Source organism: Klenkia marina (assembly GCF_900101025.1).
GTDB lineage: Bacteria > Actinomycetota > Actinomycetes > Mycobacteriales > Geodermatophilaceae > Klenkia > Klenkia marina.
Window position 1 is genome coordinate 773,550 of sequence record NZ_FMUH01000002.1, and the last position, 25,365, is coordinate 798,914.

Consider the following 25,365-nt stretch of genomic DNA (forward strand, 5'->3'; position numbering starts at 1 on the left):
AGCCGGGTCACCAGAGGTGCCCCGGGAACACGACGGGCCACCTCTTCGCTGACCACGACGAACGGGTGACCATCGGCCGTCGAAGTCGCAGCGCCGACACCGCCGACGACGACCCGCACCGACCGCCCGCACGTCGTGAGGTCCTTGGAAGGACGCATCTTGGCAGGCTCCAGCAGCACCAGCACGGACACCACCAGCACCGAGCAGATCATCCCGGACGACCCCCAGAACAGCGCGCACACCGCCGGTACCGCCGCGCAGAAGATCCCCGGCGCGCCCCTGCGCGTCTCCTTCGCCAAGATCCACGAGCCCCTCGAGGTGCCGGATCTGCTGGCCCTGCAGACGGCGTCCTTCGACTGGCTCGTGGGCAGCCCCGAGTGGAAGGCGACGCTGTCCCCCGAGGAGGCCGAGACCGCCGTGGGCGGCCTGGCCGACATCCTCGAGGAGATCTCCCCGATCGAGGACTTCAGCGGCTCGATGTCGCTGTCCTTCTCCAACCCGCGCTTCGAGGACGTCAAGGCGTCCCTCGAGGAGTGCAAGGACAAGGACATGACCTACGCGGCGCCGCTGTTCGTCACCGCCGAGTTCATGAACAACACCACTGGCGAGATCAAGAGCCAGACGGTGTTCATGGGCGACTTCCCGATCATGACGAAGAAGGGCACCTTCGTCATCAACGGGACCGAGCGCGTGGTCGTCTCGCAGCTGGTCCGTTCCCCGGGCGTCTACTTCGACAAGACCCTGGACAAGACCAGCGACAAGGACGTCTTCTCCGCCAAGGTCATCCCCAGCCGCGGTGCGTGGCTGGAGTTCGACGTCGACAAGCGCGACACCGTCGGCGTCCGCATCGACCGCAAGCGCCGTCAGCCGGTCTCCGTGCTGCTCAAGGCGCTGGGCTGGACCGAGGACCGCATCCGCGAGCACTTCCAGTGGTCGCCCACGATGCTGGCCACCCTCGAGAAGGACCACATCGCCGGCCAGGACGAGGCCCTGCTCGACATCTACCGCAAGCTGCGTCCGGGCGAGCCCCCGACGCGCGAGTCGGCCCAGGCGCTGCTGGAGAACCTGTTCTTCAACCCCAAGCGCTACGACCTGGCCCGCGTCGGCCGCTACAAGGTCAACAAGAAGCTGGGCGTCGAGGTCCCGCAGCCCACGCAGACGCTGACCGAGGCCGACATCGTCGCCACGATCGAGTACGTCGTGAAGCTGCACGCCGGCGAGCCCGACCACGGCGTCGACGACATCGACCACTTCGGCAACCGGCGCCTGCGCACGGTGGGCGAGCTGATCCAGAACCAGATCCGGGTCGGCCTGTCCCGCATGGAGCGCGTCGTCCGCGAGCGGATGACCACCCAGGACGTCGAGGCGATCACGCCGCAGACCCTGATCAACATCCGGCCGGTCGTCGCCTCCATCAAGGAGTTCTTCGGCACCAGCCAGCTGTCGCAGTTCATGGACCAGACCAACCCGCTCGCGGGCCTGACCCACAAGCGCCGCCTGTCGGCGCTGGGTCCCGGTGGTCTGTCCCGTGAGCGCGCCGGCATGGAGGTGCGCGACGTGCACCCCAGCCACTACGGCCGCATGTGCCCGATCGAGACCCCGGAAGGCCCGAACATCGGCCTGATCGGGTCGCTGTCCTCCTTCGGCCGCGTCAACGCGTTCGGGTTCATCGAGACCCCGTACCGCAAGGTCGAGAACGGCACCGTCACCGACCAGATCGACTACCTCACCGCCGACGAGGAGGACCGCTTCGTCGTCGCGCAGGCCAACAGCCCGCTCGACGCGAAGGGTCGCCTGGCCGAGGAGCGCGTCCTGGTGCGCACCAAGGGCGGCGAGGTCGACTACCTCGCTCCCGAGAACGTCGACTACATGGACGTGTCGCCGCGGCAGATGACCTCGGTCGCCACCGCGATGATCCCGTTCCTGGAGCACGACGACGCCAACCGTGCGCTCATGGGTGCCAACATGCAGCGCCAGGCGGTCCCGCTGCTGCGCAGCGAGGCCCCGCTGGTCGGCACCGGCATGGAGCTGCGCGCCGCCGTCGACGCCGGTGACGTCGTCACAGCGGAGAAGGCCGGCGTGGTCGAGGACTCGACCGCCGACTACGTCACGGTCATGGCCGACGACGGCACCCGGCAGACCTACCGTCTGCTGAAGTTCCGCCGCTCGAACCAGGGCACCTCGATCAACCAGACCCCGGTCGTCGAGGAGGGTCAGCGGGTCGAGGTCGGCCAGGTCATCGCCGACGGCCCCTGCACCGACCTCGGTGAGATGGCGCTGGGCAAGAACCTGCTCGTGGCCTTCATGCCGTGGGAGGGCCACAACTACGAGGACGCGATCATCCTGTCGCAGCGCCTTGTGCAGGACGACGTCCTGTCCTCGATCCACATCGAGGAGTTCGAGGTCGACGCCCGCGACACCAAGCTCGGCGCCGAGGAGATCACCCGGGACATCCCGAACGTCTCCGAGGAGGTCCTCGCCGACCTCGACGAGCGCGGCATCATCCGCATCGGTGCCGAGGTCGTCCCCGGCGACATCCTCGTCGGCAAGGTCACGCCCAAGGGCGAGACCGAGCTGACCCCCGAGGAGCGCCTGCTGCGCGCCATCTTCGGCGAGAAGGCCCGCGAGGTCCGCGACACGTCGCTGAAGGTCAAGCACGGCGAGTCCGGCAAGGTCATCGGCGTCCGCGTCTTCTCCCGCGAGGACGGCGACGAGCTGCCCGCCGGCGTGAACGAGCTCATCCGGGTCTACGTGGCCCAGATGCGCAAGATCAGCGACGGCGACAAGCTGGCCGGCCGCCACGGGAACAAGGGCGTCATCTCCAAGATCCTCCCGCAGGAGGACATGCCCTTCCTCGAGGACGGCACCCCCGTCGACATCGTGCTCAACCCGCTCGGTGTCCCCGGTCGCATGAACGTCGGCCAGGTCCTGGAGACCCACCTCGGGTGGGTCGCCAAGACGGGCTGGCAGGTCGAGGGCGACCCCGAGTGGGCCCGCAAGCTGCCTGCCGGTGCCCGCAGCGGTGCTCCGGGCACCCGTGCGGCCACCCCGGTGTTCGACGGTGCCCGCGAGGAGGAGATCGTCGGCCTGCTGGGCTCGACCACGCTCACCCGCGACGGCGAGCGGCTGGTCAAGGAGACGGGCAAGGCCCGCCTGTTCGACGGCCGGTCCGGCGAGCCCTTCCCCGAGCCGATCTCGGTGGGCTACGTCTACATCCTCAAGCTGCTGCACCTGGTCGACGACAAGATCCACGCCCGCTCGACCGGCCCGTACTCGATGATCACGCAGCAGCCGCTGGGTGGTAAGGCGCAGTTCGGTGGTCAGCGGTTCGGCGAGATGGAGTGCTGGGCCATGCAGGCCTACGGCGCCGCGTACGCGCTGCAGGAGCTGCTGACGATCAAGTCCGACGACATCCTCGGCCGCGTCAAGGTGTACGAGGCCATCGTCAAGGGCGAGAACATCCCCGAGCCGGGCATCCCGGAGTCGTTCAAGGTGCTGCTGAAGGAACTGCAGTCGCTGTGCCTGAACGTCGAGGTGCTGTCCGGCGACGGGCAGGCCATCGAGCTCCGCGACACCGACGACGAGGTGTTCCGGGCCGCCGAGGAGCTGGGCATCGACCTCAGCCGCCGCGAGCCCTCCTCCGTCGAGGACGTCTGATCGTCCGCCGGCCGGCCCCGTGACCCGGGGCCGGCCGGCCACCCCCTCGTGACTCAAGAAACGAAGAACTAGCCCCGGAAAGGGGTAACAAGTTGCTCGACGTCAACTTCTTCGACGAACTGCGCATCGGCCTCGCCAGCGGTGACGACATCCGCCAGTGGTCCCACGGCGAGGTGAAGAAGCCCGAGACCATCAACTACCGGACGCTGCGTCCGGAGAAGGACGGCCTCTTCTGCGAGAAGATCTTCGGTCCCACCCGGGACTGGGAGTGCTACTGCGGCAAGTACAAGCGGGTCCGGTTCAAGGGCATCATCTGCGAGCGCTGCGGCGTCGAGGTGACCCGGGCCAAGGTCCGTCGTGAGCGCATGGGCCACATCGAGCTCGCTGCTCCGGTCACCCACATCTGGTTCTTCAAGGGCGTGCCGTCGCGGCTGGGCTACCTGCTCGACCTGGCGCCGAAGGACCTCGAGAAGATCATCTACTTCGCGGCCTACCTGATCACCTCCGTCGACGACGAGGCGCGCCACCGCGACCTCCCGACGATCGAGGCCGAGATCAGCGCTGAGAAGCACAACCTCGAGACCCGTCGCGACGCCGACGTGGAGGGCCGCCAGCAGAAGCTGGAGGCCGACCTCGCCGAGCTCGAGGCCGAGGGCGCCAAGTCCGACGTGCGCCGCAAGGTGCGCGAGGGCGGCGAGCGCGAGATGCGCCAGATGCGTGACCGTGCCCAGCGCGAGATCGACCGTCTCGACGAGGTCATGGACACCTTCCGCAAGCTCGACGTCAAGCAGCTCATCGCCGACGAGGGGCTCTACCGCGAGCTGCGCGACCGCTTCGGTGAGTACTTCGAGGGCGGCATGGGCGCCGCGGCGCTGCAGAAGCTGCTCAAGGACTTCGACCTCGACGCCGAGTCGGTGTCGCTGCGCGACACCATCCGCAACGGCAAGGGCCAGCGCAAGCTGCGCGCGCTCAAGCGGCTGAAGGTCGTCGCGGCGTTCCAGCAGACGCAGAACTCGCCGATGGGCATGGTCCTCGACGCCGTCCCGGTGATCCCGCCGGACCTGCGCCCGATGGTGCAGCTCGACGGTGGTCGTTTCGCCACGTCGGACATGAACGACCTGTACCGCCGCGTGATCAACCGGAACAACCGGCTCAAGCGCCTGCTCGACCTGGGCGCCCCGGAGATCATCGTCAACAACGAGAAGCGGATGCTCCAGGAGTCCGTGGACGCGTTGTTCGACAACGGTCGCCGTGGCCGTCCGGTCACCGGTCCAGGCAACCGTCCCCTGAAGTCCCTGAGCGACCTGCTCAAGGGCAAGCAGGGCCGGTTCCGCCAGAACCTGCTGGGCAAGCGCGTCGACTACTCCGGCCGTTCGGTCATCGTCGTCGGCCCGCAGCTGAAGCTGCACCAGTGCGGTCTGCCCAAGCAGATGGCCCTGGAGCTGTTCAAGCCCTTCGTCATGAAGCGGCTGGTCGACCTCAACCACGCGCAGAACATCAAGAGCGCCAAGCGCATGGTCGAGCGCGCCCGCCCCGTCGTGTGGGACGTGCTCGAGGAGGTCATCACCGAGCACCCGGTGCTGCTCAACCGCGCGCCCACGCTGCACCGCCTGGGCATCCAGGCCTTCGAGCCCCAGCTGGTCGAGGGCAAGGCCATCCAGATCCACCCGCTCGTGTGCACCGCGTTCAACGCGGACTTCGACGGTGACCAGATGGCGGTGCACCTGCCGCTGTCGGCCGAGGCCCAGGCCGAGGCCCGCATCCTGATGCTGAGCTCGAACAACATCCTGAGCCCGGCCGACGGTCGTCCGATCACCGCGCCGACCCAGGACATGGTGCTGGGGCTCTACCACCTCACGACGCTCAAGGCCGCGGCCGACGAGCGCGGCGAGGACGAGCTGCCCAAGGCCTTCGGGTCGACGTCGGAGGCCCGCATGGCCTACGACCGGGGTGCCCTCGGCATCCAGGAGCGCGTGCTCATCCGCCTCGACGAGGTCTTCGGCGTCGACAACGGCCCGAAGAACGACGCGTGGGAGGCCCCCGAGGGCTGGGAGCCCGGTGCGCCGGCGCTGGTCAGCACCTCGCTGGGCCGGGTCCTGTTCAACGAGGCCCTGCCCGAGGACTACCGCTTCGTCAACTACCAGGTGCCGAAGAAGGAGCTCGGGGCGATCGTCAACGACCTCGCCGAGCGCTACCCCAAGGTGCAGGTGGCGGCGACGCTCGACGCGCTCAAGGCGGCCGGCTTCCACTGGGCCACCCGCGCGGGCATCACGATCGCCATCGACGACGTCGTGACCCCGCCGGCCAAGGCCGGGATCCTGGAGCGCCACGAGGACGAGGCCCGCAAGATCGAGAAGCAGTACGAGCGCGGCGTCATCACCGACGCCGAGCGTCGTGCCGAGCTCATCGAGATCTGGACCCGGGCCCGCGCCGAGGTCAGCCAGGCGATGGTGGACAACTTCCCCACCACGAACCCGGTCTGGGTCATGGTCAACTCGGGTGCCCGAGGCAACATGATGCAGATCAGCCAGATCGCCGGCATGCGCGGTCTCGTCGCGAACCCCAAGGGCGAGATCATCCCGCGGCCGATCAAGGCGAACTTCCGCGAGGGTCTGTCCGTGCTGGAGTACTTCATCTCCACGCACGGTGCCCGCAAGGGTCTGGCCGACACCGCGCTGCGCACCGCCGACTCCGGGTACCTCACCCGTCGTCTGGTGGACGTGTCGCAGGACGTCATCATCCGCGAGGAGGACTGCGGCACCGAGCGCGGCGTCCTCATGCCGATCGGCACCGTCCTCGACGGCAAGGTCACCCGGGACGCCCACGTCGAGACCGGCGTGTACGCCCGGGCCCTGGCCGCCGACGTGGAGGCCGCCGACGGCACGGTGATCGCGACCGCCGGGGCCGACCTCGGCGACGTGCTCATCGCCGAGCTCGTCGACGCCGGCGTCAGCGAGGTCAAGGTGCGCTGCGTGCTCACCTGCGAGTCGCTGCTGGGCACCTGTGCCACCTGCTACGGCCGCTCGCTGGCCACCGGCAAGCTGGTCGACGTCGGCGAGGCGGTCGGCATCATCGCCGCCCAGTCCATCGGCGAGCCCGGCACGCAGCTCACGATGCGCACCTTCCACACCGGTGGTGTGGCCGGTGACGACATCACCCACGGTCTGCCCCGCATCGTGGAGCTCTTCGAGGCCCGCGTCCCCAAGGGCAAGGCGCCCATCGCCGAGCTCGCGGGCACGGTGTCGATCGAGGACGGCGAGCAGTTCCGCAAGCTCACCATCTCCCCGGACGACGGCTCCGACGACGTGGTCTACGAGAAGCTGTCGCGCCGCTCCCGCCTGCGGGTGGAGGACGGCGGGCACGTCGAGGTCGGCGAGCAGCTGACCGAGGGTGCCGTCGACCCGCACGAGGTGCTGCGCATCATGGGCCCCCGCGAGGTGCAGCTGCACCTGGTCCGGGAGGTCCAGGAGGTCTACCGCAGCCAGGGCGTGTCGATCCACGACAAGCACATCGAGGTGATCATCCGCCAGATGCTGAAGCGGGTGACCATCATCGACTCGGGTGCCACCGACTTCCTGCCGGGTGCGCTCATCGAGCGGACGATCTTCGAGACGGAGAACCGCCGGGTCGTGTCCGAGGGCGGCGAGCCGGCCTCGGCGCGTCCGGTCCTGATGGGCATCACCAAGGCCTCGCTGGCGACGGAGTCGTGGCTGTCCGCGGCCTCGTTCCAGGAGACCACCAAGGTGCTCACCGACGCGGCGATCCAGGGCAAGAGCGACAGCCTGCTCGGGCTCAAGGAGAACGTGATCATCGGGAAGCTGATCCCGGCCGGTACCGGCATCAGCCGCTACCGGAACATCACGGTCGAGCCCACCGAGGAGGCCCGCGCCGCGGTCTACACCATGGCCGGCTACGACGACGGGCAGTACTACAGCCCCGACGTCTTCGGCTCGGGCAGCGGCGAGGCCGTGCGCCTGGAGGAGTACGACTGGCGGAGCTGATCCGCTGACCGACAGGAGGGCCCCGCACACCACCCGGTGTGCGGGGCCCTCCTGCGTGTGCGCTCAGTGCGCGATGCGCGCCAGTGCCTCGACGGTGCGGCGGCGCCCGGCGGGGGAGTCGTCCAGCGGCTGCGCGGTGAGGGTCGTGACCCCCGCCTCCGCGAAGGCGGCCACCCGCTCGGCCACCCAGGACTCGGGCCCGATCAGCGAGGTCTGCCGGACCAGTTCGTCCGGCACGGCGGCCGCGGCCTCGTCCTTGCGGCCGGCCAGGTAGAGGTCCTGGATGGTGGCCGCCTCGTCGGCGAACCCGTAGCGCACGGCGAGGTCGTTGTAGAAGTTCTTGCCCTTGGCGCCCATGCCGCCGACGTACAGGGCGACGCCGTGCTTGACGAACTCCAGCAGGTGCTCGACGTCGTCCCCGATGGCCACCGGGACACCGGCGACGACGCCCAGGTCGCCCAGTGCGGGGTCACGCTTGGCCTTCCCGGCGGCCAGCGGGGCGCCCCAGACGTCGGCGGCCTTCTCCGGGTGGAAGAAGATGGGCTCCCAGACCTCGGCGATCTCGGCGGCGAGCTCGACGTTCTTCGGCCCGATCGCCGCCAGCATGACCGGGATCCGCTCGCGCAGCGGTGTGTTGATGAGCTTGAGCGGCTTGCCCAGCCCGGTGCCCTGGTCGGCAGGCAGGGGGATCGTGTACTTCGGCCCGGCGTGCTCGAGGCGCTCCCGCCGCCAGACCGATCGGCAGATCTCGACGACCTCGCGGGTGCGGGCGAGCGGCGCGTCGTAGGGGACCCCGTGCCAGCCCTCGACGACCTGCGGGCCCGACGCCCCCAGGCCCAGGGTGAAGCGGCCGTCGGAGACGAGGTCGAGACCGGCGGCGGTCATGGCCGTCAGGGCCGGGGTCCGGCTGTAGATCGGCAGGATCCCGCTGATCAGCTCGACGCGGTCGGTGACCGCCGCCAGGTAGCCCAGCTGGCTGACCGCGTCGAAGGTGTAGACCTCGGCGACCATCGCGACGTCGAGGCCGACCTGCTCGAGGTCGACGATCTCCTGCGCGGTCTGCCGGAAGTCCCCGGCGTAGCTGGTCTGGATGCCGATGCGCACGCGTGCCTCCTCGTCCGGGGCGTCCACGCCGACACCCCCGTCGGGCAGCACCTTGCCACGGGTCGGGACGGGCGGCGCCGGTTCAGGTGGCGGGGAGGGTCCGCACCGTGCCGATGACCCGGGTGACCACCGCGACGCCGTCGACATGACCCGGCACGCGGGCGCCGGCGGCGGCCTCGGCCAGGTCCACGCGCAGCACGTAGTCCGCGTCCTGCCGGGTCAGCCCGACGCCGGAGACGCCGGGGACGCCGGCCAGGCGGGCGGTCAGCTCCGCCTTGGCGGCGCGTGCGGTGCTCCGGTCGGTCACGCCCCCATGGTGGACCCGTGCCCGCCGCCGGTCCAGCGACGGGCACGGCCGCGTGGTCAGCCCTGCGCGACGAAGGCCAGCCCGAGCACCCGCAGGACGGTGGCGAGGGGGTTGGCGAAGGTGACCCCGCCACCGGCCGATCCCCCCGTCGAGGAGCCGGCGAACAGCAGACCCAGGGGAGCCCGGTCGCTGCTGCGCCAGATGACCGAGCCGGAGTCGCCGCCCTCGCTGAACGAGCCCTGCAGTCCCTCGACCTCGATCTGGTCGTCGAAGGTGTGCACCACGCCCTCGCCGTACTGCACGCCGACGCCGTCGACCTCGACCGCCGTGATCCGGCCCCGGGTGTGCCCGGTGGTCCGCCCGACCTTCTCCACCAGCTCGTCGGGGTCGACCTCGTCGGCGGGCAGCACCGCACCGAGCAGCGCGCCGCCGGGGTAGGCGGCCGGGTCGGCGGCGACACCCTCGTCGAGGGCCGCGACGGCTGCGTCGACCAGGTTGCCGGTGGCCACGAACCGCTCGAAGGCGGTCAGGGTGCCCACGCGGTCGGCAGCCGTGCCGCCGTCGGCCGGACCGGGCTGCAGCACTGGGTCGCCCACCGACGCCGCGTCGCTGGCAGCCAGCACGTGGTTGTTGGACAGGACGAGCAGACCGTCGACGTCGCGTCGCGTGACGAAACCGCCGAGGGTCCCCGCCGTCACGGTCGGGTGCGCCACCGAGATGCCGGGGACCAGCGGGCGGGTGCGCCGCTGGAGCTGCTCCGGGGTGGGGGAGCGCTGCGGGCGGACCGGGCCGATGACCCGGACGTCGACCTCGGACCGCGCGGCGTCGTCGAGCGCGCCGAGGACCAGGGCCGCGTCGGCCTCGGCGAGCAGGCGGACGGCGAGGTGGACCTGGCCCGGGGCCACCGGGGCCAGGCCCAGGGCGATGCCGCTCCACCCACCCGGAGCCCCGCTGGCCACCACGGCGCTCGGAGGTGCCTCGGACAGCCGGCGGGACAGCAGGGCCTTGAGCTCGCGGGCGGTGTCGACGTGCACGGTGGCCTCCGGGGTGACGGTGCTGCGGGTGACGACTGGGTACCCGACCGTAGGCGGAGGGTCCGACAGCCACCGGCTCCGCACCGACCGACCCCGGGCCGATCACCGGCCCGGCACCGCGTCCCCCGGGTGCCGTCCGAGGGCGCCCGGGCCGGGGAGGGCCGCGGACGACGTGCGGGGTACCATGGGCGACGGTTCGATCCCGGCCGGCCACCGCCCGGGGGTGCTGCACCCCCTCGTGATGGCCGGGCCCGCACCCGCAGCACCCCGCCGACCCCGGTCGGTGGACGCGGCGGGAGCGGCGCCCGCACTGGCGTGACGTACCCGGCTTTGACCGGGTGATCCCGCCCGGGTATCGTGGTCAGCCGTGCCCAGGATTCATCCTGGGCCTGCTCCACTCGTGGTGCACCTGGGTGACCGGGCCGATCTCCGGATCGCCTGGACGCCAGGGGGTCCCGCCCGGCTCCGGCCGGGTGAGCGGTCCAGCGGCACGCGCGAGGGGCGACCACGTCCGATTCGATCGCGGACCGGTTCACGGCAAGGGCGACACGCCCGAGCGCGGGGGCCGGGGCGGGGTGCGGACGGGCCCTGGAGCAGGGCCGGAGCACCTCCGGCGACAGCCACCAGGCACAAGCAACGCACTCATCCAGAGCACGACCCAGCGCAGGCAGGAGTTCAAGGCCACCCATGCCCACGATCCAGCAGCTGGTCCGCAAGGGCCGCGAGGACAAGGTCGAGAAGACCAAGACCCCGGCGTTGAAGGGTTCCCCCCAGCGTCGCGGCGTGTGCACGCGCGTCTACACGACGACGCCGAAGAAGCCGAACTCGGCGCTGCGCAAGGTCGCTCGCGTCCGGCTCACCAGTGGCGTCGAGGTCACCGCGTACATCCCCGGCGTCGGCCACAACCTGCAGGAGCACTCGATGGTGCTCGTGCGCGGTGGCCGCGTGAAGGACCTCCCCGGCGTCCGCTACAAGATCATCCGTGGCTCCCTGGACACCCAGGCGGTCCGCGGTCGCAAGCAGGCTCGCAGCCGGTACGGCGCGAAGAAGGAGAAGAGCTGACATGCCCCGCAAGGGACCTGCCCCGCGTCGTCCGCTCGTCGCCGACCCGGTCTACCAGTCGCCGCTGGTGACCCAGCTGGTGAACAAGGTGCTCGTCGACGGCAAGCGCTCGGTCGCCGAGGCGATCGTCTACGGCGCCCTCGAGGGCTGCCGGGCCAAGACCGACACCGACCCGGTCGTCACGCTCAAGCGCGCGCTGGACAACGTCAAGCCCGCCCTCGAGGTGCGCAGCCGCCGCGTCGGTGGTGCCACCTACCAGGTGCCGATCGAGGTGCGCGCCTCGCGCAGCACCACGCTCGGCCTGCGCTGGCTCATCCAGTACTCCCGGTCGCGTCGTGAGAAGACGATGACCGAGCGTCTGATGAACGAGCTGCTCGACGCCAGCAACGGCCTCGGTGCCGCGGTCAAGCGCCGCGAGGACACGCACAAGATGGCCGAGTCGAACAAGGCCTTCGCGCACTACCGCTGGTGATCACCGGCGGCTGGTGAGACCACCAGCGCCACCAGCCGCCACCCGCGGCGACCGCCCGGACGATCCCGGGCCCCGCGTCAGGAACCAAGCAGGAAGGGCTCGACATGGCCAACCTCACCAAGACCCGCAACATCGGGATCATGGCGCACATCGACGCCGGCAAGACCACCACCACCGAGCGGATCCTCTTCTACACCGGGATCAACTACAAGATCGGTGAGGTCCACGACGGCGCGGCCACGATGGACTGGATGGAGCAGGAGCAGGAGCGCGGCATCACCATCACGTCGGCCGCGACGAAGTGCACCTGGAACGGCTTCGACATCAACATCATCGACACCCCCGGGCACGTCGACTTCACCGTCGAGGTGGAGCGCTCGCTCCGCGTGCTCGACGGTGCCGTCGCCGTCTACGACGGTGTCGCCGGCGTGGAGCCGCAGACCGAGCAGGTCTGGCGCCAGGCCGAGAAGTACGGCGTCCCGCGCATGTGCTTCGTCAACAAGCTCGACCGCACCGGTGCGAACTTCTTCCGCTGCGTCGACATGATGGTCGAGCGCCTGGGTGCCAACCCGCTGGTGCTGCAGATCCCGATCGGCGCCGAGGGCGACTTCATCGGTGTCGTCGACCTGGTCGAGATGCGCGCCCTCACCTGGCGCGGCGAGACCAAGCTCGGCGAGGACTACGCCGTGGAGGAGATCCCGGCCGAGCTGGCCGACCAGGCCGCCGAGTACCGCACCAAGTTCCTCGAGAACCTGGCCGACTTCCACGACGAGATCATGGAGGCCTACCTCGGCGGCGAGGACATCCCGGTCGCGACGCTCAAGGCCGCGATCCGCAAGTCCACCATCGCGGGCGAGGTCAACCCGGTCGTCACCGGCTCGGCGTTCAAGAACAAGGGCGTCCAGCCCATGCTCGACGCCGTCACCGACTACCTCCCCAGCCCGCTCGACGTCGAGGCCATCGTGGGCACCGCCCTCGACGGCGAGACCGAGGTCCTGCGGCACGCCGACGAGACCGAGCCCTTCTCCGCGCTGGCGTTCAAGATCCAGACCGACCAGCACCTGGGCAAGCTGACCTACATCCGCGTCTACTCCGGCAAGCTCGACGCCGGGTCCCCGGTGCTCAACAGCACCAAGGACCGCAAGGAGCGGGTCGGCAAGATCTACCAGATGCACGCGAACAAGCGCGAAGAGCGTGCGGGCGTGGGCGCCGGCGAGATCGTGGCCGTCAACGGCATGAAGGGCACCACCACGGGCGACACCCTCTGCGACCCGCAGAAGCCGGTGATCCTCGAGTCGATGACCTTCCCCGCGCCGGTCATCTCGGTCGCCATCGAGCCGAAGACCAAGAGCGACCAGGAGAAGCTGGGCACGGCCATCCAGAAGCTGGCCGAGGAGGACCCGACGTTCCAGGTCCGCCTCGACGAGGAGACCGGCCAGACCGTCATCTCCGGCATGGGCGAGCTCCACCTGGAGATCCTCGTCGACCGCATGCGGCGTGAGTTCAACGTCGAGGCCAACGTCGGCAAGCCCCAGGTCGCCTACCGCGAGACGATCCGCAAGACCGTCGAGCGCCACGACTACACCCACAAGAAGCAGACCGGTGGGTCGGGCCAGTTCGCGAAGGTGCAGATCGCCCTCGAGCCGCTCGAGATGAGCGGCGACTCGGCGACCTACGAGTTCGCCAACAAGGTCACCGGTGGCCGCATCCCGAAGGAGTACATCCCCTCGGTCGACGCGGGCATGCAGGACGCCATGCAGTACGGCATCCTCGCCGGCTACCCCATGGTCGGGGTCAAGGCCTCGCTCCTCGACGGCGCCTACCACGAGGTCGACTCCTCGGAGATGGCGTTCAAGATCGCCGGTTCGGCCGCCTTCAAGGAGGCCGCCCGCAAGGCCAGCCCGGCTCTGCTGGAGCCGATGATGGCCGTGGAGGTCGTGACGCCCGAGGAGAACATGGGCGACGTGATCGGCGACCTCAACTCCCGGCGTGGCACCATCCAGGCGATGGAGGAGCGCTCCGGCGCCCGCGTCGTCCGGGCCCTGGTCCCGCTGTCGGAGATGTTCGGCTACGTGGGTGACCTGCGCAGCCGCACCCAGGGTCGAGCCAGCTACACCATGGTGTTCGACACCTACGCCGAGGTGCCCTCCAACGTGGCCAAGGAGATCATCGCCAAGGCCACCGGCGAGTAACCAGAGTTTCGCGCAGCACTGCGACCAGACCAACCCAGAGAGGAACCCCAGTGGCCAAGGCCAAGTTCGAGCGGACCAAGCCGCACGTCAACATCGGCACCATCGGGCACATCGACCACGGGAAGACGACGCTCACCGCGGCGATCACCAAGGTCCTGCACGACAAGTACCCGAACCTCAACGAGGCGTCCGCGTTCGACCAGATCGACAAGGCGCCCGAGGAGAAGGCGCGTGGGATCACGATCTCCATCGCGCACGTCGAGTACCAGACCGAGAACCGGCACTACGCCCACGTCGACTGCCCCGGGCACGCCGACTACATCAAGAACATGATCACCGGTGCGGCCCAGATGGACGGCGCGATCCTCGTGGTCGCCGCCACCGACGGCCCGATGCCGCAGACCAAGGAGCACGTGCTCCTGGCCCGCCAGGTCGGCGTCCCCTACATCGTGGTGGCGCTGAACAAGGCCGACATGGTCGACGACGAGGAGATCCTGGAGCTCGTCGAGCTCGAGGTCCGCGAGCTGCTCTCCGAGTACGAGTTCCCGGGCGACGACCTGCCGGTCGTGCGCGTCTCGGCGCTGAAGGCGCTCGAGGGCGACGCCGAGTGGGGCGACAAGCTCATGGAGCTCATGGACGCGGTCGACAACTCGATCCCCGAGCCCGAGCGCGAGATCGACAAGCCGTTCCTCATGCCCGTCGAGGACGTCTTCACGATCACCGGCCGCGGCACCGTGGTCACCGGTCGTGTCGAGCGCGGCATCGTCAAGGTCTCCGAGGAGATCGAGATCGTCGGCATCCGCCCGACCTCGACCAAGACGACCGTCACCGGCGTCGAGATGTTCCGCAAGCTGCTCGACCAGGGCCAGGCCGGCGACAACGTGGGCCTGCTGCTGCGCGGCATCAAGCGCGAGGACGTGGAGCGCGGCCAGGTCGTCGTGAAGCCCGGCTCGATCACCCCGCACGTCAACTTCGAGGGTTCGGTCTACATCCTCTCGAAGGACGAGGGTGGCCGGCACACGCCGTTCTTCAACAACTACCGTCCCCAGTTCTACTTCCGGACGACGGACGTCACCGGCGTGGTCACGCTGCCCTCGGGCACCGAGATGGTCATGCCCGGCGACAACACCGAGATGACGGTCGAGCTGATCCAGCCCATCGCCATGGAGGAGGGCCTGCGCTTCGCCATCCGCGAGGGCGGCCGCACCGTGGGCGCCGGTCGGGTCACCAAGATCCTCAAGTGAGTCCCCGGTGGGCGGCGGCCTGAGCGCCGCCGCCCACCACCCGGGTCTGCCCGGGAGCACCAACCCGGGTCAACCGACCCAGCAACGACTTCCAGCAACACCCGATCGGCAGGAGCGAGACAAGGCGATGGCGGGACAGAAGATCCGCATCCGGCTGAAGGCCTACGACCACGAGGCCATCGATGCCTCGGCGCGGCGCATCGTGGACACGGTGACGAAGACCGGAGCGCGCGTCGTCGGCCCGGTGCCGCTGCCGACCGAGAAGAACGTGTACTGCGTCATCCGTTCGCCGCACAAGTACAAGGACTCGCGCGAGCACTTCGAGATGCGCACCCACAAGCGGCTCATCGACATCCTCGATCCGACGCCGAAGACGGTCGACGCGCTCATGCGCATCGACCTGCCGGCCTCGGTCGACGTCAACATCCAGTAGGGGCACCAAGACAATGGCGAGCACATTCCGTGGTCTCCTCGGCGAGAAGCTGGGGATGACCCAGGTCTTCGACGAGAACAACCGCATCGTGCCGATCACCGTGGTCAAGGCCGGCCCGTGCGTGGTCACCCAGGTGCGCACCCCCGAGGTGGACGGCTACTCGGCCATCCAGATCGGGTTCGGCGCGATCGACCCCCGCAAGGTGAACAAGCCCGAGGGCGGGCACTTCGCCAAGGCGGGCGTCACGCCGCGACGGCACCTGGTCGAGCTGCGCACGAAGGACGCCGGCGAGTACACGGTCGGTCAGGAGCTGACCGCCGACGTGCTGGCGGACCTCGCGACCGTCGACGTGATCGGCAAGAGCAAGGGCAAGGGCACCGCCGGTGTCATGAAGCGCCACGGGTTCAAGGGCCTGGGCGCGGGGCACGGCGTGCAGCGCAAGCACCGCTCGCCCGGCTCGATCGGTGGCTGCGCCACCCCGGGTCGCGTGTTCAAGGGCATGCGCATGGCCGGCCGGATGGGTGCGGTCACCACGACCACCCTGTCCCTGAAGGTCCACAAGGTCGACACGGAGAAGGGCCTGGTGCTCATCAAGGGCGCCGTCCCCGGTCCGAAGGGTGGGTTGCTCCTGGTCCGCTCGGCGGTCAAGGGTGGCCCCGTGGGGAGTGACACGAAGTGACCAGCTCGCAGACGTCCGAGCGCGTCGACCGCACGGTCGACGTCCTCGACCCGGCCGGCAAGAAGACCGGCACCGCGACCCTCCCGGGCGCGCTGTTCGACGCCAACGCCAACATCTCGCTGATGCACCAGGTCGTGGTGGCCCAGCTCGCCGCCGCTCGCCAGGGCACCCACGCGACGAAGACGCGCGCCCAGGTCAGCGGCACCGGCGCCAAGCCCTACCGCCAGAAGGGCACGGGCCGGGCCCGCCAGGGTTCGCTGCGTGCGCCGCAGTTCGAGGGCGGTGGCATCTCGCACGGCCCGCAGCCGCGCAACTACGAGCAGAAGACCCCGAAGAAGATGAAGGCCGCCGCACTGCGCGCTGCCCTCTCCGACCGGGCCCGCGAGGGCCGGGTGCACGTGGTCTCCGCGTTCGTGACCGGCGACGCCCCGTCGACCAAGGTCGCCCTCGCCGCGCTGAACGCGGTCAGCACCGCCAAGCGCGTGCTGGTCGTCCTGGACCGCGACGACGTCCTCAACTGGGTGAGCCTGCGCAACCTCGCGCACGTGCACCTGCTCGAGGCCGGCCAGCTCAACACCTACGACGTGCTGTGCTCCGACGAGGTGGTCTTCACCGAGGCCGCCCTCGCCGAGTACGTGGCCGGCCCCGTCAAGGGCAAGAGCGGCCGCGGCCGGGCCAGCAGCTCCGAGCTGCCGGACCTGGAGACCCACGAGATCGACAGCGAGGTGCCCTCGGTGGCTCCCGCGACCACCGAGGAGAAGGCATGAGCGTCCGCGACCCCCGGGACGTCCTGCTGTCCCCGGTCATCTCGGAGAAGAGCTACGGGCTGCTCGACGAGAACAAGTACACGTTCATCGTCCGCCCCGACGCGAACAAGACCCAGATCAAGATCGCTGTGCAGCAGGTCTTCAACGTGAAGGTCCTGTCCGTGAACACGATCAACCGACCGGGCAAGCGGAAGCGCTCCAAGGGCGCCGTGATGGGCAAGCGCAAGGACACCAAGCGCGCCATCGTCTCCGTCGCCGCCGGCGACCGCATCGAGCTCTTCGGCGGCCCGGGCGCCTGACCGCGCACCGGACCAGCGACCTCACGCCAGATCAGACAGGGACTGAGTAGGAACCATGGCCATCCGTAAGTACAAGCCGACGACGCCGGGCCGCCGCGGCTCGTCCGTCGCCGACTTCGCCGAGGTCACCCGCGACCACCCCGAGAAGTCGCTGGTCCGCCCGCTGCACGGTCGGGGCGGCCGCAACGTCCACGGCCGCGTCACCGCGCGCCACCAGGGCGGTGGGCACAAGCGTGCCTACCGGCTCATCGACTTCCGTCGGGCCGACAAGGACGGTGTGCCGGCCACGGTCGCGCACATCGAGTACGACCCCAACCGCACCTCGCGCATCGCGCTGCTGCACTTCGCCGACGGGGAGAAGCGCTACATCATCGCCCCGGCGAAGCTGAAGCAGGGCGACGTCGTCGAGTGCGGGCCGAACGCGGACATCAAGCCCGGCAACAACCTGCCGCTGCGCAACATCCCGGTCGGCACCGTCGTGCACGCGATCGAGCTGCGTCCCGGCGGCGGGGCGAAGATCGCCCGCTCCGCCGGCACCAGCGTCCAGCTGGTCGCCCGCGAGGGTCGTTTCGCCCAGCTGCGCATGCCCTCGGGCGAGATTCGCAACGTCGACGTCCGCTGCCGCGCGACGATCGGCGAGGTCGGCAACGCCGAGCAGTCCAACATCAACTGGGGCAAGGCCGGCCGCATGCGCTGGAAGGGCAAGCGCCCGACCGTCCGCGGTGTCGCCATGAACCCGGTCGACCACCCGCACGGTGGTGGTGAGGGCAAGACCTCCGGTGGTCGCCACCCGGTCAACCCCAAGGGCAAGCCGGAGGGCCGCACGCGCAAGCGCAAGGCCTCCGACGCGATGATCGTGCGCCGTCGTCGCACCAACAAGAAGCGCTGAGCGGGTAGGGGAAGACAATGCCAAGGAGCCTGAAGAAGGGCCCGTTCGTCGACGACCACCTGCTCGCCAAGGTGGACGCCCAGAACGAGAAGGGCACCAAGAACGTCATCCGCACCTGGTCGCGGCGTTCGACGATCATCCCGGACATGCTCGGCCACACGCTGGCCGTGCACGACGGTCGCAAGCACGTCCCGGTCTTCGTGACCGAGGCCATGGTCGGGCACAAGCTCGGCGAGTTCGCGCCCACGCGTACCTTCCGTGGGCACGTCAAGGACGACCGTCGGTCGCGGCGCGGCTGAGCGGACGAGGAGAACCTGAGATGACTTCCCAGCTGGGGACCGACGCACCGGTCGCCCGGGCCACGGCCCGGTTCGTCCGCGTCACCCCGATGAAGGCCCGGCGGGTGGTGGACATGGTCCGCTACCTGCCCACCGACGAGGCGCTGGCGCTGCTGCGCTTCGCCCCCCAGACCGCCAGCGAGCCGGTGGCCAAGGTCGTCGCCTCCGCGGTGGCCAACGCCGAGCACAACCTGCAGCTCGACCCGACGGCCCTGGTCATCAGTGCCGCCTACGTCGACGAGGGCCCGACCCTCAAGCGCATCCGGCCGCGTGCCCAGGGGCGTGCTTTCCGCATCAACAAGCGCACCTCGCACATCACCGTCGAGGTCAGCGAGGTCGCCTCGAGCGCCGAGCTCGCCGCGCGGTCCCGCAAGGCACGCCGCGACTCGGGCCAGCACGGCCCGGCGGCGCAGCAGAAGACCAACTCGAAGGGAGGGACCCGCTAGTGGGTCAGAAGGTCAACCCGCACGGGTTCCGCCTGGGGATCACCACCGACTACAAGTCGCGCTGGTTCGCCGACAAGCAGTACGCGGACTACGTCAAGGAAGACGTCGCCATCCGCAAGCTCATGGGCAAGGGCATGGAGCGCGCCGGCATCTCGAAGGTGGAGATCGAGCGCACCCGTGACCGTGTCCGCGTCGACATCCACACCGCGCGCCCGGGCATCGTCATCGGTCGCCGCGGCGCCGAGGCCGACCGCATCCGCGGCGAGCTCGAGAAGCTCACCGGCAAGCAGGTCCAGCTGAACATCCTCGAGGTCAAGAACCCCGAGTCCGATGCCCAGCTGGTCGCGCAGGGCGTGGCCGAGCAGCTCTCGAGCCGCGTCAGCTTCCGCCGTGCGATGCGCAAGGCCATGCAGTCGGCCCAGCGCAGCCCGCAGGTCAAGGGCATCCGGGTGCAGTGCTCCGGTCGCCTGGGCGGCACCGAGATGAGCCGTTCGGAGTTCTACCGCGAGGGTCGTGTTCCGCTGCACACGCTGCGGGCGAACATCGACTACGGCATCTACGAGGCCCGCACCACCTTCGGCCGCATCGGCGTGAAGGTCTGGATCTACAAGGGCGACGCGTCCGGCTCCCGGGCCGAGCGCGAGGCCCTCCAGGCCCTGGCCCAGCGCCAGGAGCGGCGCGAGCGCGCTCAGCGCCCCCGCCGGTCGGGCTCGACCGGCACCACCGCTGGTGGCACCGAGGCCGGCCGCGCTGCGGCCGAGCCCCAGGACGCCACCGCCACCGAGGCCCCGGTCGAGGACACCACCGCCACCGCGGTGGAGACCCCGGTCGAGACCACCGCGCAGGCCGCTGGCGAGACCGCCGGCGCCGAGGGCACCGCCACCGAGGCGAGCGCCCCGAACACGGAGGGCTGATCGATGCTCATCCCGCGTCGCGTCAAGCACCGCAAGCAGCACCGTCCCGACCGCACCGGTCGGGCCAAGGGCGGCACGGCGATCAACTTCGGTGAGTACGCGATCCAGGCCCTCGAGCCCGCGTACGTGACCAACCGTCAGATCGAGTCCGCTCGTATCGCCATGACCCGCCACATCAAGCGTGGTGGCAAGGTGTGGATCTCGATCTACCCCGATCGCCCGCTGACCAAGAAGCCGGCCGAGACCCGCATGGGTTCCGGCAAGGGCTCGCCCGAGTGGTGGGTCGCCAACGTGAAGCCCGGCCGCATCATGTTCGAGCTGTCCGGTGTCGACGAGCCCATCGCCCGTGAGGCGATGCGCCGTGCGATCCACAAGCTCCCCATGAAGTGCCGCTTCATCACCCGTGAAGGAGAGGTGTGATGGCTGCCGGCCTCACCGCCCCGGAGCTCCGTGAGCTCTCGGTGGACGAGCTCGCCACGCGTCTGCGTGAGTCGAGGGAAGAACTGTTCAACCTGCGGTTCCAGGTGGCCACCGGCCAGCTGGACAACAACCGGCGCCTGCAGACCGTGCGTCGCGACATCGCCCGGATCTACACGATCATGCGCGAGCGCGAGCTGGGCCTGTCGGTCGCCCCGAGCGAGGGTGTGGCATGAGCGAGACCACCAACGAGACCAACGAGGCCGTCGCCTCCGGTCCCGGCCTGGCCGGTCGTGGCTTCCGCAAGGTCCGTGAGGGCCTCGTCGTCTCCGACAAGATGGACAAGACCATCGTCGTCGAGGTCGAGGACCGCGTGAAGCACGGCCTGTACGGCAAGATCCTCCGCCGCACCAGCAAGTTGAAGGCGCACGACGAGGCCGGCACCGCCGGCATCGGCGACCGCGTCCAGATCATGGAGACCCGGCCGATGTCCGCGACCAAGCGGTGGCGCCTGGTCTCGGTGATCGAGAAGGCCAAGTAGTCCTCCGGTGCGCCCCGCGCCGACCCCGCCTGCAGCGGGGGAGGCGCGGCGCGTATCCTGGACGACTGGCGCGCCCGCGGGCGCGCCGACAACCGGGACCTGACGGCCGGCGGCGAGAGCCGCCGGCTGTCGCACGTGAGTCCCGACCGCCGCTTCACCGTTCCGGCCCGGCGGTCAACCCAGACACCCCAGGAGTCATGCAGTGATCCAGCAGGAGTCGCGACTGCGCGTCGCCGACAACACCGGTGCCAAGGAGATCTTGTGCATCCGTGTTCTCGGTGGCTCCGGTCGTCGCTACGCGGGCATCGGCGACGTCATCGTCGGCACCGTGAAGGACGCCATCCCCGGCGCAGGGGTCAAGAAGGGTGACGTCGTCAAGGCCGTCATCGTCCGCACCGTGAAGGAGCGTCGGCGTCCCGACGGCTCCTACATCCGCTTCGACGAGAACGCCGCGGTGATCATCCGTGACAGCGGTGACCCGCGCGGCACCCGCATCTTCGGGCCCGTCGGCCGCGAGCTGCGCGACAAGCGCTTCATGCGGATCATCTCGCTCGCCCCGGAGGTGTTGTGACCATGGCTGAGAAGACCCCGTCTCTCAAGGTCAAGAAGGGCGACCAGGTCGTCGTCCTGTCCGGCAAGGACAAGGGGGCCAAGGGCCGCGTCATCGCCGCCTTCCCCAAGACCGGCAAGGTGCTCGTCGAGGGCATCGGCCGCGTCAAGAAGCACACCCGCGTGAGCACCAGCCAGCGCGGCGCGCAGTCGGGCGGGATCGTGACCCAGGAGGCCGCCATCCACGTGAGCAACGTGATGGTGATCGACTCCGAGGGCAACCCCACCCGCATCGGCTACCGCAAGGACGAGGACGGACGCAACATCCGGGTCTCGAAGCGAACCGGCAAGGACCTGTGACATGAGCGCACCCACCCGAGAGCTGCCCCGGCTGCTCGCCCACTACCGCTCGGACATCGCGCCGGCGCTGATGAGCGAGTTCGGCTACGCCAACGTCATGCAGATCCCCGGTCTGACCAAGATCGTGGTCAACATGGGCGTCGGTGAGGCCACCCGCGACGCCAAGCTGATGGACGGCGCGGTCCGCGACCTCACCGCCATCACCGGCCAGAAGCCCGCCGTCGTGCGGGCCCGCAAGTCCATCGCGCAGTTCAAGCTGCGCGAGGGCATGCCGATCGGCGCGAAGGTCACCCTGCGCGGCGACCGCATGTGGGAGTTCCTGGACCGGCTGCTGAGCCTGGCTCTGCCCCGCATCCGCGACTTCCGCGGCCTGAACTCCAAGCAGTTCGACGGCCACGGCAACTACACGTTCGGTCTGACCGAGCAGTCGATGTTCCGCGAGATCGACGTCGACAAGATCGACCGCCCGCGTGGCATGGACATCACGCTGGTCACCACCGCCACCAACGACGAGGAGGGTCGCGAGCTGCTGAGCCTGCTCGGCTTCCCCTTCGCCGGCCAGACCGTCGTCCAGACGACTCGCTGAGCCGGGAACAGGAGACACCATGGCCAAGAAGGCGCTCGTCAACAAGGCGGCCCGCACCCCCAAGTTCAAGGTCCGCGGCTACACCCGCTGCCAGCGCTGCGGTCGTCCGCACGCGGTGTTCCGCAAGTTCGGGCTGTGCCGCATCTGCGTCCGGGAGATGGCCCACGCGGGCGAGCTCCCCGGCGTGACCAAGTCCTCCTGGTGACCTGCTCCCTGCAGGTCACCGCTCCCTAGCACCACCGATCGCCGACAGGCCCCCGCAGAGCGCGGAGGGAACCGCGGCGAGAGAGGCACGACCGACACATGACGATGACCGACCCGATTGCGGACATGCTCACGCGCATCCGCAACGCGAACTCGGCGTACCACGACGCAGCGGCCATGCCCTCGTCGAAGCTCAAGACCAAGGTCGCGGAGATCCTCCAGCAGGAGGGCTACATCGCCGGCTGGAAGGTCAACGAGGTCGAGAAGGAGGGCCAGACCCGCAAGGAGCTGGTCATCGACCTCAAGTACGGCCCGAACCGCGAGCGGAGCATCGCCGGTGTCCGGCGCGTGTCCAAGCCCGGTCTGCGCGTGTACGCGAAGTCCACCGCACTGCCCAAGGTCCTCGGCGGCCTCGGGGTGGCGATCATCTCCACCTCGACCGGTCTGCTGACCGACAAGCAGGCGAACAAGAAGGGCGTGGGTGGGGAAGTCCTCGCCTACGTCTGGTAAGGGAGCGATTCACAGATGTCTCGAATCGGACGACTCCCGGTCCCGGTCCCCGGTGGCGTCGACGTCGCCATCGACGGCCGGACCGTCAGCGTCAAGGGCCCCAAGGGCGCCCTGACCCACACCGTCGCCTCCCCGATCTTCGTGGAGAAGGACGAGTCCGGCGCGCTGCTCGTGCAGCGTCCGGACGACGAGCGCGAGAGCCGTGCGCTGCACGGTCTGTCCCGCACCCTCATCGCCAACATGATCACCGGCGTCACCGAGGGGTACGCGAAGACCCTCGAGATCGTCGGCGTCGGCTACCGCGTGCAGGCCAAGGGCAGTGACCTCGAGTTCGCCCTCGGCTTCAGCCACCCGGTGCTCATCAAGGCCCCCGAGGGGATCACCTTCACCGTCGAGGCCCCGACCCGCTTCAAGGTCGCCGGCATCGACAAGCAGCAGGTCGGCGAGGTCGCCGCCAAGATCCGCAAGCTGCGCCGGCCCGACCCCTACAAGGGCAAGGGCGTCCGGTACCAGGGCGAGGTCATCAAGCGCAAGGTCGGGAAGACGGGCAAGTGATGGCAGAGACCAAGAGCAACGAGAAGGTGGCCCGGGTGCACAAGCCCGTCGGCACCGATGCCAGCACCGCGCGCCGCGTGTCGCGGGCCCGGCGGCACAACCGCCTGCGCAAGCGCGTGGCCGGTACCCCGGAGCGTCCCCGCATGGTGGTCAAGCGCAGCTCGCGCCACGTCCACGTGCAGGTCGTCGACGACACCCAGGGCATCACCCTGGTCAGCGCCTCGACCATGGACGCCTCGCTGCGGGGCACCGCCGGCGACAAGTCGGCGCTGGCTCGCCAGGTCGGCGCGCTCGTGGCCGACCGGGCCAAGGCCGCCGGCATCTCCGCCGTCGTCTTCGACCGCGGCGGCAACCGCTACCACGGGCGGCTGGCGGCGCTGGCCGACGGCGCCCGGGAAGCCGGGTTGAACTTCTGATGCGCGACAACACGAAGATCGAGAGGGACGTCTGATGCCAGGACCACAGCGACGCGGCGGTGGCGCCGGCGGGACCGGTGGCGCCGGTGGCGGACAGGGCGGCAACGACCGTCGCGACCGTCGGGACGGTGGCGGCCGCGGCGCAGGCAACGGCCCGGCCGAGAAGAGCCAGTTCCTGGAGCGCGTGGTCGCGATCAACCGCGTCTCCAAGGTCGTCAAGGGTGGCCGGCGCTTCAGCTTCACCGCGCTGGTGATCGTCGGCGACGGCGACGGCACCGTGGGTGTCGGCTACGGCAAGGCCAAGGAGGTGCCCGCGGCGATCGCCAAGGGTGTCGAGGAGGCCAAGAAGCACTTCTACCGCGTGCCCCGCATCGCCAGCACCATCCCGCACCCGGTGCAGGGTGAGGCGGCCGCCGGTGTCGTGCTGCTCAAGCCGGCCAGCCCGGGTACCGGTGTCATCGCCGGCGGCCCGGTGCGTGCCGTCCTCGAGTGCGCCGGGATCCACGACGTGCTCTCCAAGAGCCTCGGGTCCTCGAACCCGATCAACATCGTGCACGCCACGATGCAGGCGCTGAAGGACCTCGTCCGCCCCGAGGAGATCGCGGCCCGCCGTGGTCTGCCCCTGGAGGACGTCGCCCCCGCAGCCATGCTCCGTGCGCGTGCCGGCCAGGGGGTGTGACGTGGCCCAGCTCAAGGTCACCCAGGTCAAGTCCGCCATCGGCACCAAGCCCAACCAGCGCCAGACGCTGCGGTCGCTCGGTCTGAAGCGGATCAACCACACGGTCGTGCAGGAGGACCGTCCCGAGATCCGCGGCATGATCGCGACGGTGCCGCACCTGGTCACCGTCGACGAGATCGCCTGAGCGGTCGAGAAGGAACACTGACATGACTCTGAAGGTCCACCACCTGCGTCCGGCCCCCGGCGCCCACACCAAGAAGACCCGCGTGGGTCGTGGTGAGGGCTCCAAGGGCAAGACGGCCGGTCGCGGTACCAAGGGTTCCGGCGCCCGCGTGCAGGTCTCTGCGCGCTTCGAGGGTGGCCAGACCCCGCTGTACATGCGACTGCCGAAGCTCTCGGGCTTCACGCCCCGCAACAAGGTCGTCTTCCAGGTCGTGAACCTGGACAAGATTGCCTCGCTCTTCCCCGAGGGCGGCTCCGTGACCCCGGAGACGCTCGCCGAGGTCGGCGCGGTGCGGCGCAACCAGCCCGTCAAGGTCCTCGGGACCGGCGAACTGGGCAGCGTCAAGGTCGACGTCCAGGCGCACGCGTTCTCGGCCTCCGCGGCCGAGAAGATCGCCGCAGCCGGGGGCAGCACCTCCCAGCTCTGACAGACCACCCCCTGTCCCGTCCCGGGCCTCCCGGACCGGGGCAGGGGGTTTTCTGCGTTC

General features: G+C 69.7%; 30 protein-coding genes. 27 read left to right on the plus strand and 3 right to left on the minus strand.

Annotated features, from left to right (window positions below):
- Positions 1–159: 159 nt before the first annotated feature.
- Both rpoB and BLP29_RS08960 read left to right on the plus strand, forming a co-directional pair.
- The gene (gene rpoB / locus BLP29_RS08955; RefSeq protein ID WP_243469808.1) at positions 160–3,657 is read left to right on the plus strand and encodes a DNA-directed RNA polymerase subunit beta; all 3,498 of its coding nucleotides are present in this window, start codon (positions 160–162) and stop codon (positions 3,655–3,657) included.
- Between the two features lie 92 nt (positions 3,658–3,749).
- Positions 3,750–7,658: a DNA-directed RNA polymerase subunit beta' gene (locus BLP29_RS08960; RefSeq protein WP_092802580.1), complete on the plus strand. Its 3,909-nt coding sequence runs from the start codon at positions 3,750–3,752 to the stop codon at positions 7,656–7,658.
- A 63-nt stretch (positions 7,659–7,721) separates the two neighbouring features.
- Here BLP29_RS08960 and BLP29_RS08965 read toward each other — a convergent pair whose 3' ends face one another.
- From BLP29_RS08965 to BLP29_RS08975, 3 genes are read right to left on the minus strand one after another with little or no spacing between them, the layout of a single operon-like run.
- Positions 7,722–8,789 carry an LLM class F420-dependent oxidoreductase gene (locus BLP29_RS08965; RefSeq protein WP_243469809.1) on the minus strand — a complete coding sequence of 356 codons (1,068 nt, stop codon included), beginning with the start codon at positions 8,787–8,789 and terminating at the stop codon, positions 7,722–7,724.
- A gap of 55 nt (positions 8,790–8,844) precedes the next feature.
- Positions 8,845–9,069 (minus strand): hypothetical protein, encoded by a 225-nt coding sequence (locus BLP29_RS08970; protein ID WP_092802583.1) that lies wholly within the window; start codon positions 9,067–9,069, stop codon positions 8,845–8,847.
- A gap of 56 nt (positions 9,070–9,125) precedes the next feature.
- On the minus strand, positions 9,126–10,103 hold the full coding sequence (locus BLP29_RS08975; protein WP_092803250.1) for a chymotrypsin family serine protease: 978 nt from the start codon (positions 10,101–10,103) through the stop codon (positions 9,126–9,128).
- Positions 10,104–10,790: 687 nt separating this feature from the next.
- Here BLP29_RS08975 and rpsL point away from each other — a divergent pair.
- The 25 genes from rpsL (at position 10,791) to rplO (ending at position 25,305) form a co-directional block, all read left to right on the plus strand.
- Positions 10,791–11,165: a 30S ribosomal protein S12 gene (rpsL, locus tag BLP29_RS08980; RefSeq protein WP_055764615.1), complete on the plus strand. Its 375-nt coding sequence runs from the start codon at positions 10,791–10,793 to the stop codon at positions 11,163–11,165.
- A 1-nt stretch (position 11,166) separates the two neighbouring features.
- Positions 11,167–11,637: a 30S ribosomal protein S7 gene (rpsG, locus tag BLP29_RS08985; RefSeq protein ID WP_091061384.1), complete on the plus strand. Its 471-nt coding sequence runs from the start codon at positions 11,167–11,169 to the stop codon at positions 11,635–11,637.
- A 104-nt stretch (positions 11,638–11,741) separates the two neighbouring features.
- Positions 11,742–13,829 carry an elongation factor G gene (gene fusA / locus BLP29_RS08990; protein ID WP_092802587.1) on the plus strand — a complete coding sequence of 696 codons (2,088 nt, stop codon included), beginning with the start codon at positions 11,742–11,744 and terminating at the stop codon, positions 13,827–13,829.
- A gap of 50 nt (positions 13,830–13,879) precedes the next feature.
- Positions 13,880–15,073 carry an elongation factor Tu gene (gene tuf / locus BLP29_RS08995; protein WP_092802590.1) on the plus strand — a complete coding sequence of 398 codons (1,194 nt, stop codon included), beginning with the start codon at positions 13,880–13,882 and terminating at the stop codon, positions 15,071–15,073.
- A 127-nt stretch (positions 15,074–15,200) separates the two neighbouring features.
- Positions 15,201–15,506: a 30S ribosomal protein S10 gene (gene rpsJ / locus BLP29_RS09000; RefSeq protein ID WP_014742859.1), complete on the plus strand. Its 306-nt coding sequence runs from the start codon at positions 15,201–15,203 to the stop codon at positions 15,504–15,506.
- Between the two features lie 13 nt (positions 15,507–15,519).
- On the plus strand, positions 15,520–16,185 hold the full coding sequence (rplC, locus tag BLP29_RS09005) for a 50S ribosomal protein L3 (protein ID WP_092802593.1): 666 nt from the start codon (positions 15,520–15,522) through the stop codon (positions 16,183–16,185).
- Positions 16,182–16,952, plus strand: a complete 771-nt coding sequence (gene rplD / locus BLP29_RS09010) for a 50S ribosomal protein L4 (RefSeq protein ID WP_092802596.1) — start codon at positions 16,182–16,184, stop codon at positions 16,950–16,952. Before rplC ends, rplD begins: the two co-directional genes overlap by 4 nt.
- Positions 16,949–17,251 carry a 50S ribosomal protein L23 gene (gene rplW / locus BLP29_RS09015; protein WP_092802599.1) on the plus strand — a complete coding sequence of 101 codons (303 nt, stop codon included), beginning with the start codon at positions 16,949–16,951 and terminating at the stop codon, positions 17,249–17,251. The genes rplD and rplW overlap by 4 nt, the downstream gene beginning before the upstream one ends.
- 55 nt (positions 17,252–17,306) lie before the next feature.
- Complete coding sequence (gene rplB, locus BLP29_RS09020; protein WP_092802602.1) at positions 17,307–18,140, plus strand: 50S ribosomal protein L2; 834 nt, start codon at positions 17,307–17,309, stop codon at positions 18,138–18,140.
- A 17-nt stretch (positions 18,141–18,157) separates the two neighbouring features.
- Entirely contained in the window at positions 18,158–18,439 is a 282-nt protein-coding gene (rpsS, locus tag BLP29_RS09025; RefSeq protein WP_091061398.1) for a 30S ribosomal protein S19, read from the plus strand.
- A 20-nt stretch (positions 18,440–18,459) separates the two neighbouring features.
- Positions 18,460–18,924 (plus strand): 50S ribosomal protein L22, encoded by a 465-nt coding sequence (gene rplV, locus BLP29_RS09030; protein WP_092802605.1) that lies wholly within the window; start codon positions 18,460–18,462, stop codon positions 18,922–18,924.
- Positions 18,924–19,838 (plus strand): 30S ribosomal protein S3, encoded by a 915-nt coding sequence (gene rpsC / locus BLP29_RS09035; protein ID WP_092802608.1) that lies wholly within the window; start codon positions 18,924–18,926, stop codon positions 19,836–19,838. Before rplV ends, rpsC begins: the two co-directional genes overlap by 1 nt.
- A 3-nt stretch (positions 19,839–19,841) precedes the next feature.
- Positions 19,842–20,258 carry a 50S ribosomal protein L16 gene (gene rplP, locus BLP29_RS09040; protein WP_056289191.1) on the plus strand — a complete coding sequence of 139 codons (417 nt, stop codon included), beginning with the start codon at positions 19,842–19,844 and terminating at the stop codon, positions 20,256–20,258.
- A complete protein-coding gene (rpmC, locus tag BLP29_RS09045; RefSeq protein WP_055765175.1) occupies positions 20,258–20,491 on the plus strand; it encodes a 50S ribosomal protein L29 in 234 nt (77 codons plus the stop codon). The genes rplP and rpmC overlap by 1 nt, the downstream gene beginning before the upstream one ends.
- The gene (gene rpsQ, locus BLP29_RS09050) at positions 20,488–20,796 is read left to right on the plus strand and encodes a 30S ribosomal protein S17 (RefSeq protein WP_092802611.1); all 309 of its coding nucleotides are present in this window, start codon (positions 20,488–20,490) and stop codon (positions 20,794–20,796) included. The genes rpmC and rpsQ overlap by 4 nt, the downstream gene beginning before the upstream one ends.
- Positions 20,797–20,998: 202 nt before the next feature.
- Positions 20,999–21,367, plus strand: a complete 369-nt coding sequence (rplN, locus tag BLP29_RS09055; protein WP_091061406.1) for a 50S ribosomal protein L14 — start codon at positions 20,999–21,001, stop codon at positions 21,365–21,367.
- Between the two features lie 2 nt (positions 21,368–21,369).
- Complete coding sequence (gene rplX, locus BLP29_RS09060; RefSeq protein ID WP_092803253.1) at positions 21,370–21,705, plus strand: 50S ribosomal protein L24; 336 nt, start codon at positions 21,370–21,372, stop codon at positions 21,703–21,705.
- Between the two features lies 1 nt (position 21,706).
- Positions 21,707–22,291 carry a 50S ribosomal protein L5 gene (gene rplE / locus BLP29_RS09065; RefSeq protein WP_092802614.1) on the plus strand — a complete coding sequence of 195 codons (585 nt, stop codon included), beginning with the start codon at positions 21,707–21,709 and terminating at the stop codon, positions 22,289–22,291.
- 19 nt (positions 22,292–22,310) lie between these two features.
- A complete protein-coding gene (locus BLP29_RS09070) occupies positions 22,311–22,496 on the plus strand; it encodes a type Z 30S ribosomal protein S14 (RefSeq protein WP_014742845.1) in 186 nt (61 codons plus the stop codon).
- Between the two features lie 104 nt (positions 22,497–22,600).
- On the plus strand, positions 22,601–23,005 hold the full coding sequence (gene rpsH, locus BLP29_RS09075; RefSeq protein ID WP_481268989.1) for a 30S ribosomal protein S8: 405 nt from the start codon (positions 22,601–22,603) through the stop codon (positions 23,003–23,005).
- 15 nt (positions 23,006–23,020) lie between these two features.
- Entirely contained in the window at positions 23,021–23,560 is a 540-nt protein-coding gene (gene rplF / locus BLP29_RS09080) for a 50S ribosomal protein L6 (protein ID WP_092802620.1), read from the plus strand.
- Positions 23,560–23,976 carry a 50S ribosomal protein L18 gene (gene rplR, locus BLP29_RS09085; protein ID WP_092802623.1) on the plus strand — a complete coding sequence of 139 codons (417 nt, stop codon included), beginning with the start codon at positions 23,560–23,562 and terminating at the stop codon, positions 23,974–23,976. The genes rplF and rplR overlap by 1 nt, the downstream gene beginning before the upstream one ends.
- A gap of 34 nt (positions 23,977–24,010) precedes the next feature.
- Positions 24,011–24,655 carry a 30S ribosomal protein S5 gene (gene rpsE / locus BLP29_RS09090; protein ID WP_092802626.1) on the plus strand — a complete coding sequence of 215 codons (645 nt, stop codon included), beginning with the start codon at positions 24,011–24,013 and terminating at the stop codon, positions 24,653–24,655.
- A 1-nt stretch (position 24,656) separates the two neighbouring features.
- Positions 24,657–24,839: a 50S ribosomal protein L30 gene (rpmD, locus tag BLP29_RS09095; protein WP_092802629.1), complete on the plus strand. Its 183-nt coding sequence runs from the start codon at positions 24,657–24,659 to the stop codon at positions 24,837–24,839.
- A 22-nt stretch (positions 24,840–24,861) separates the two neighbouring features.
- Entirely contained in the window at positions 24,862–25,305 is a 444-nt protein-coding gene (gene rplO, locus BLP29_RS09100; protein ID WP_092802632.1) for a 50S ribosomal protein L15, read from the plus strand.
- The last annotated feature ends 60 nt before the right edge of the window (positions 25,306–25,365 follow it).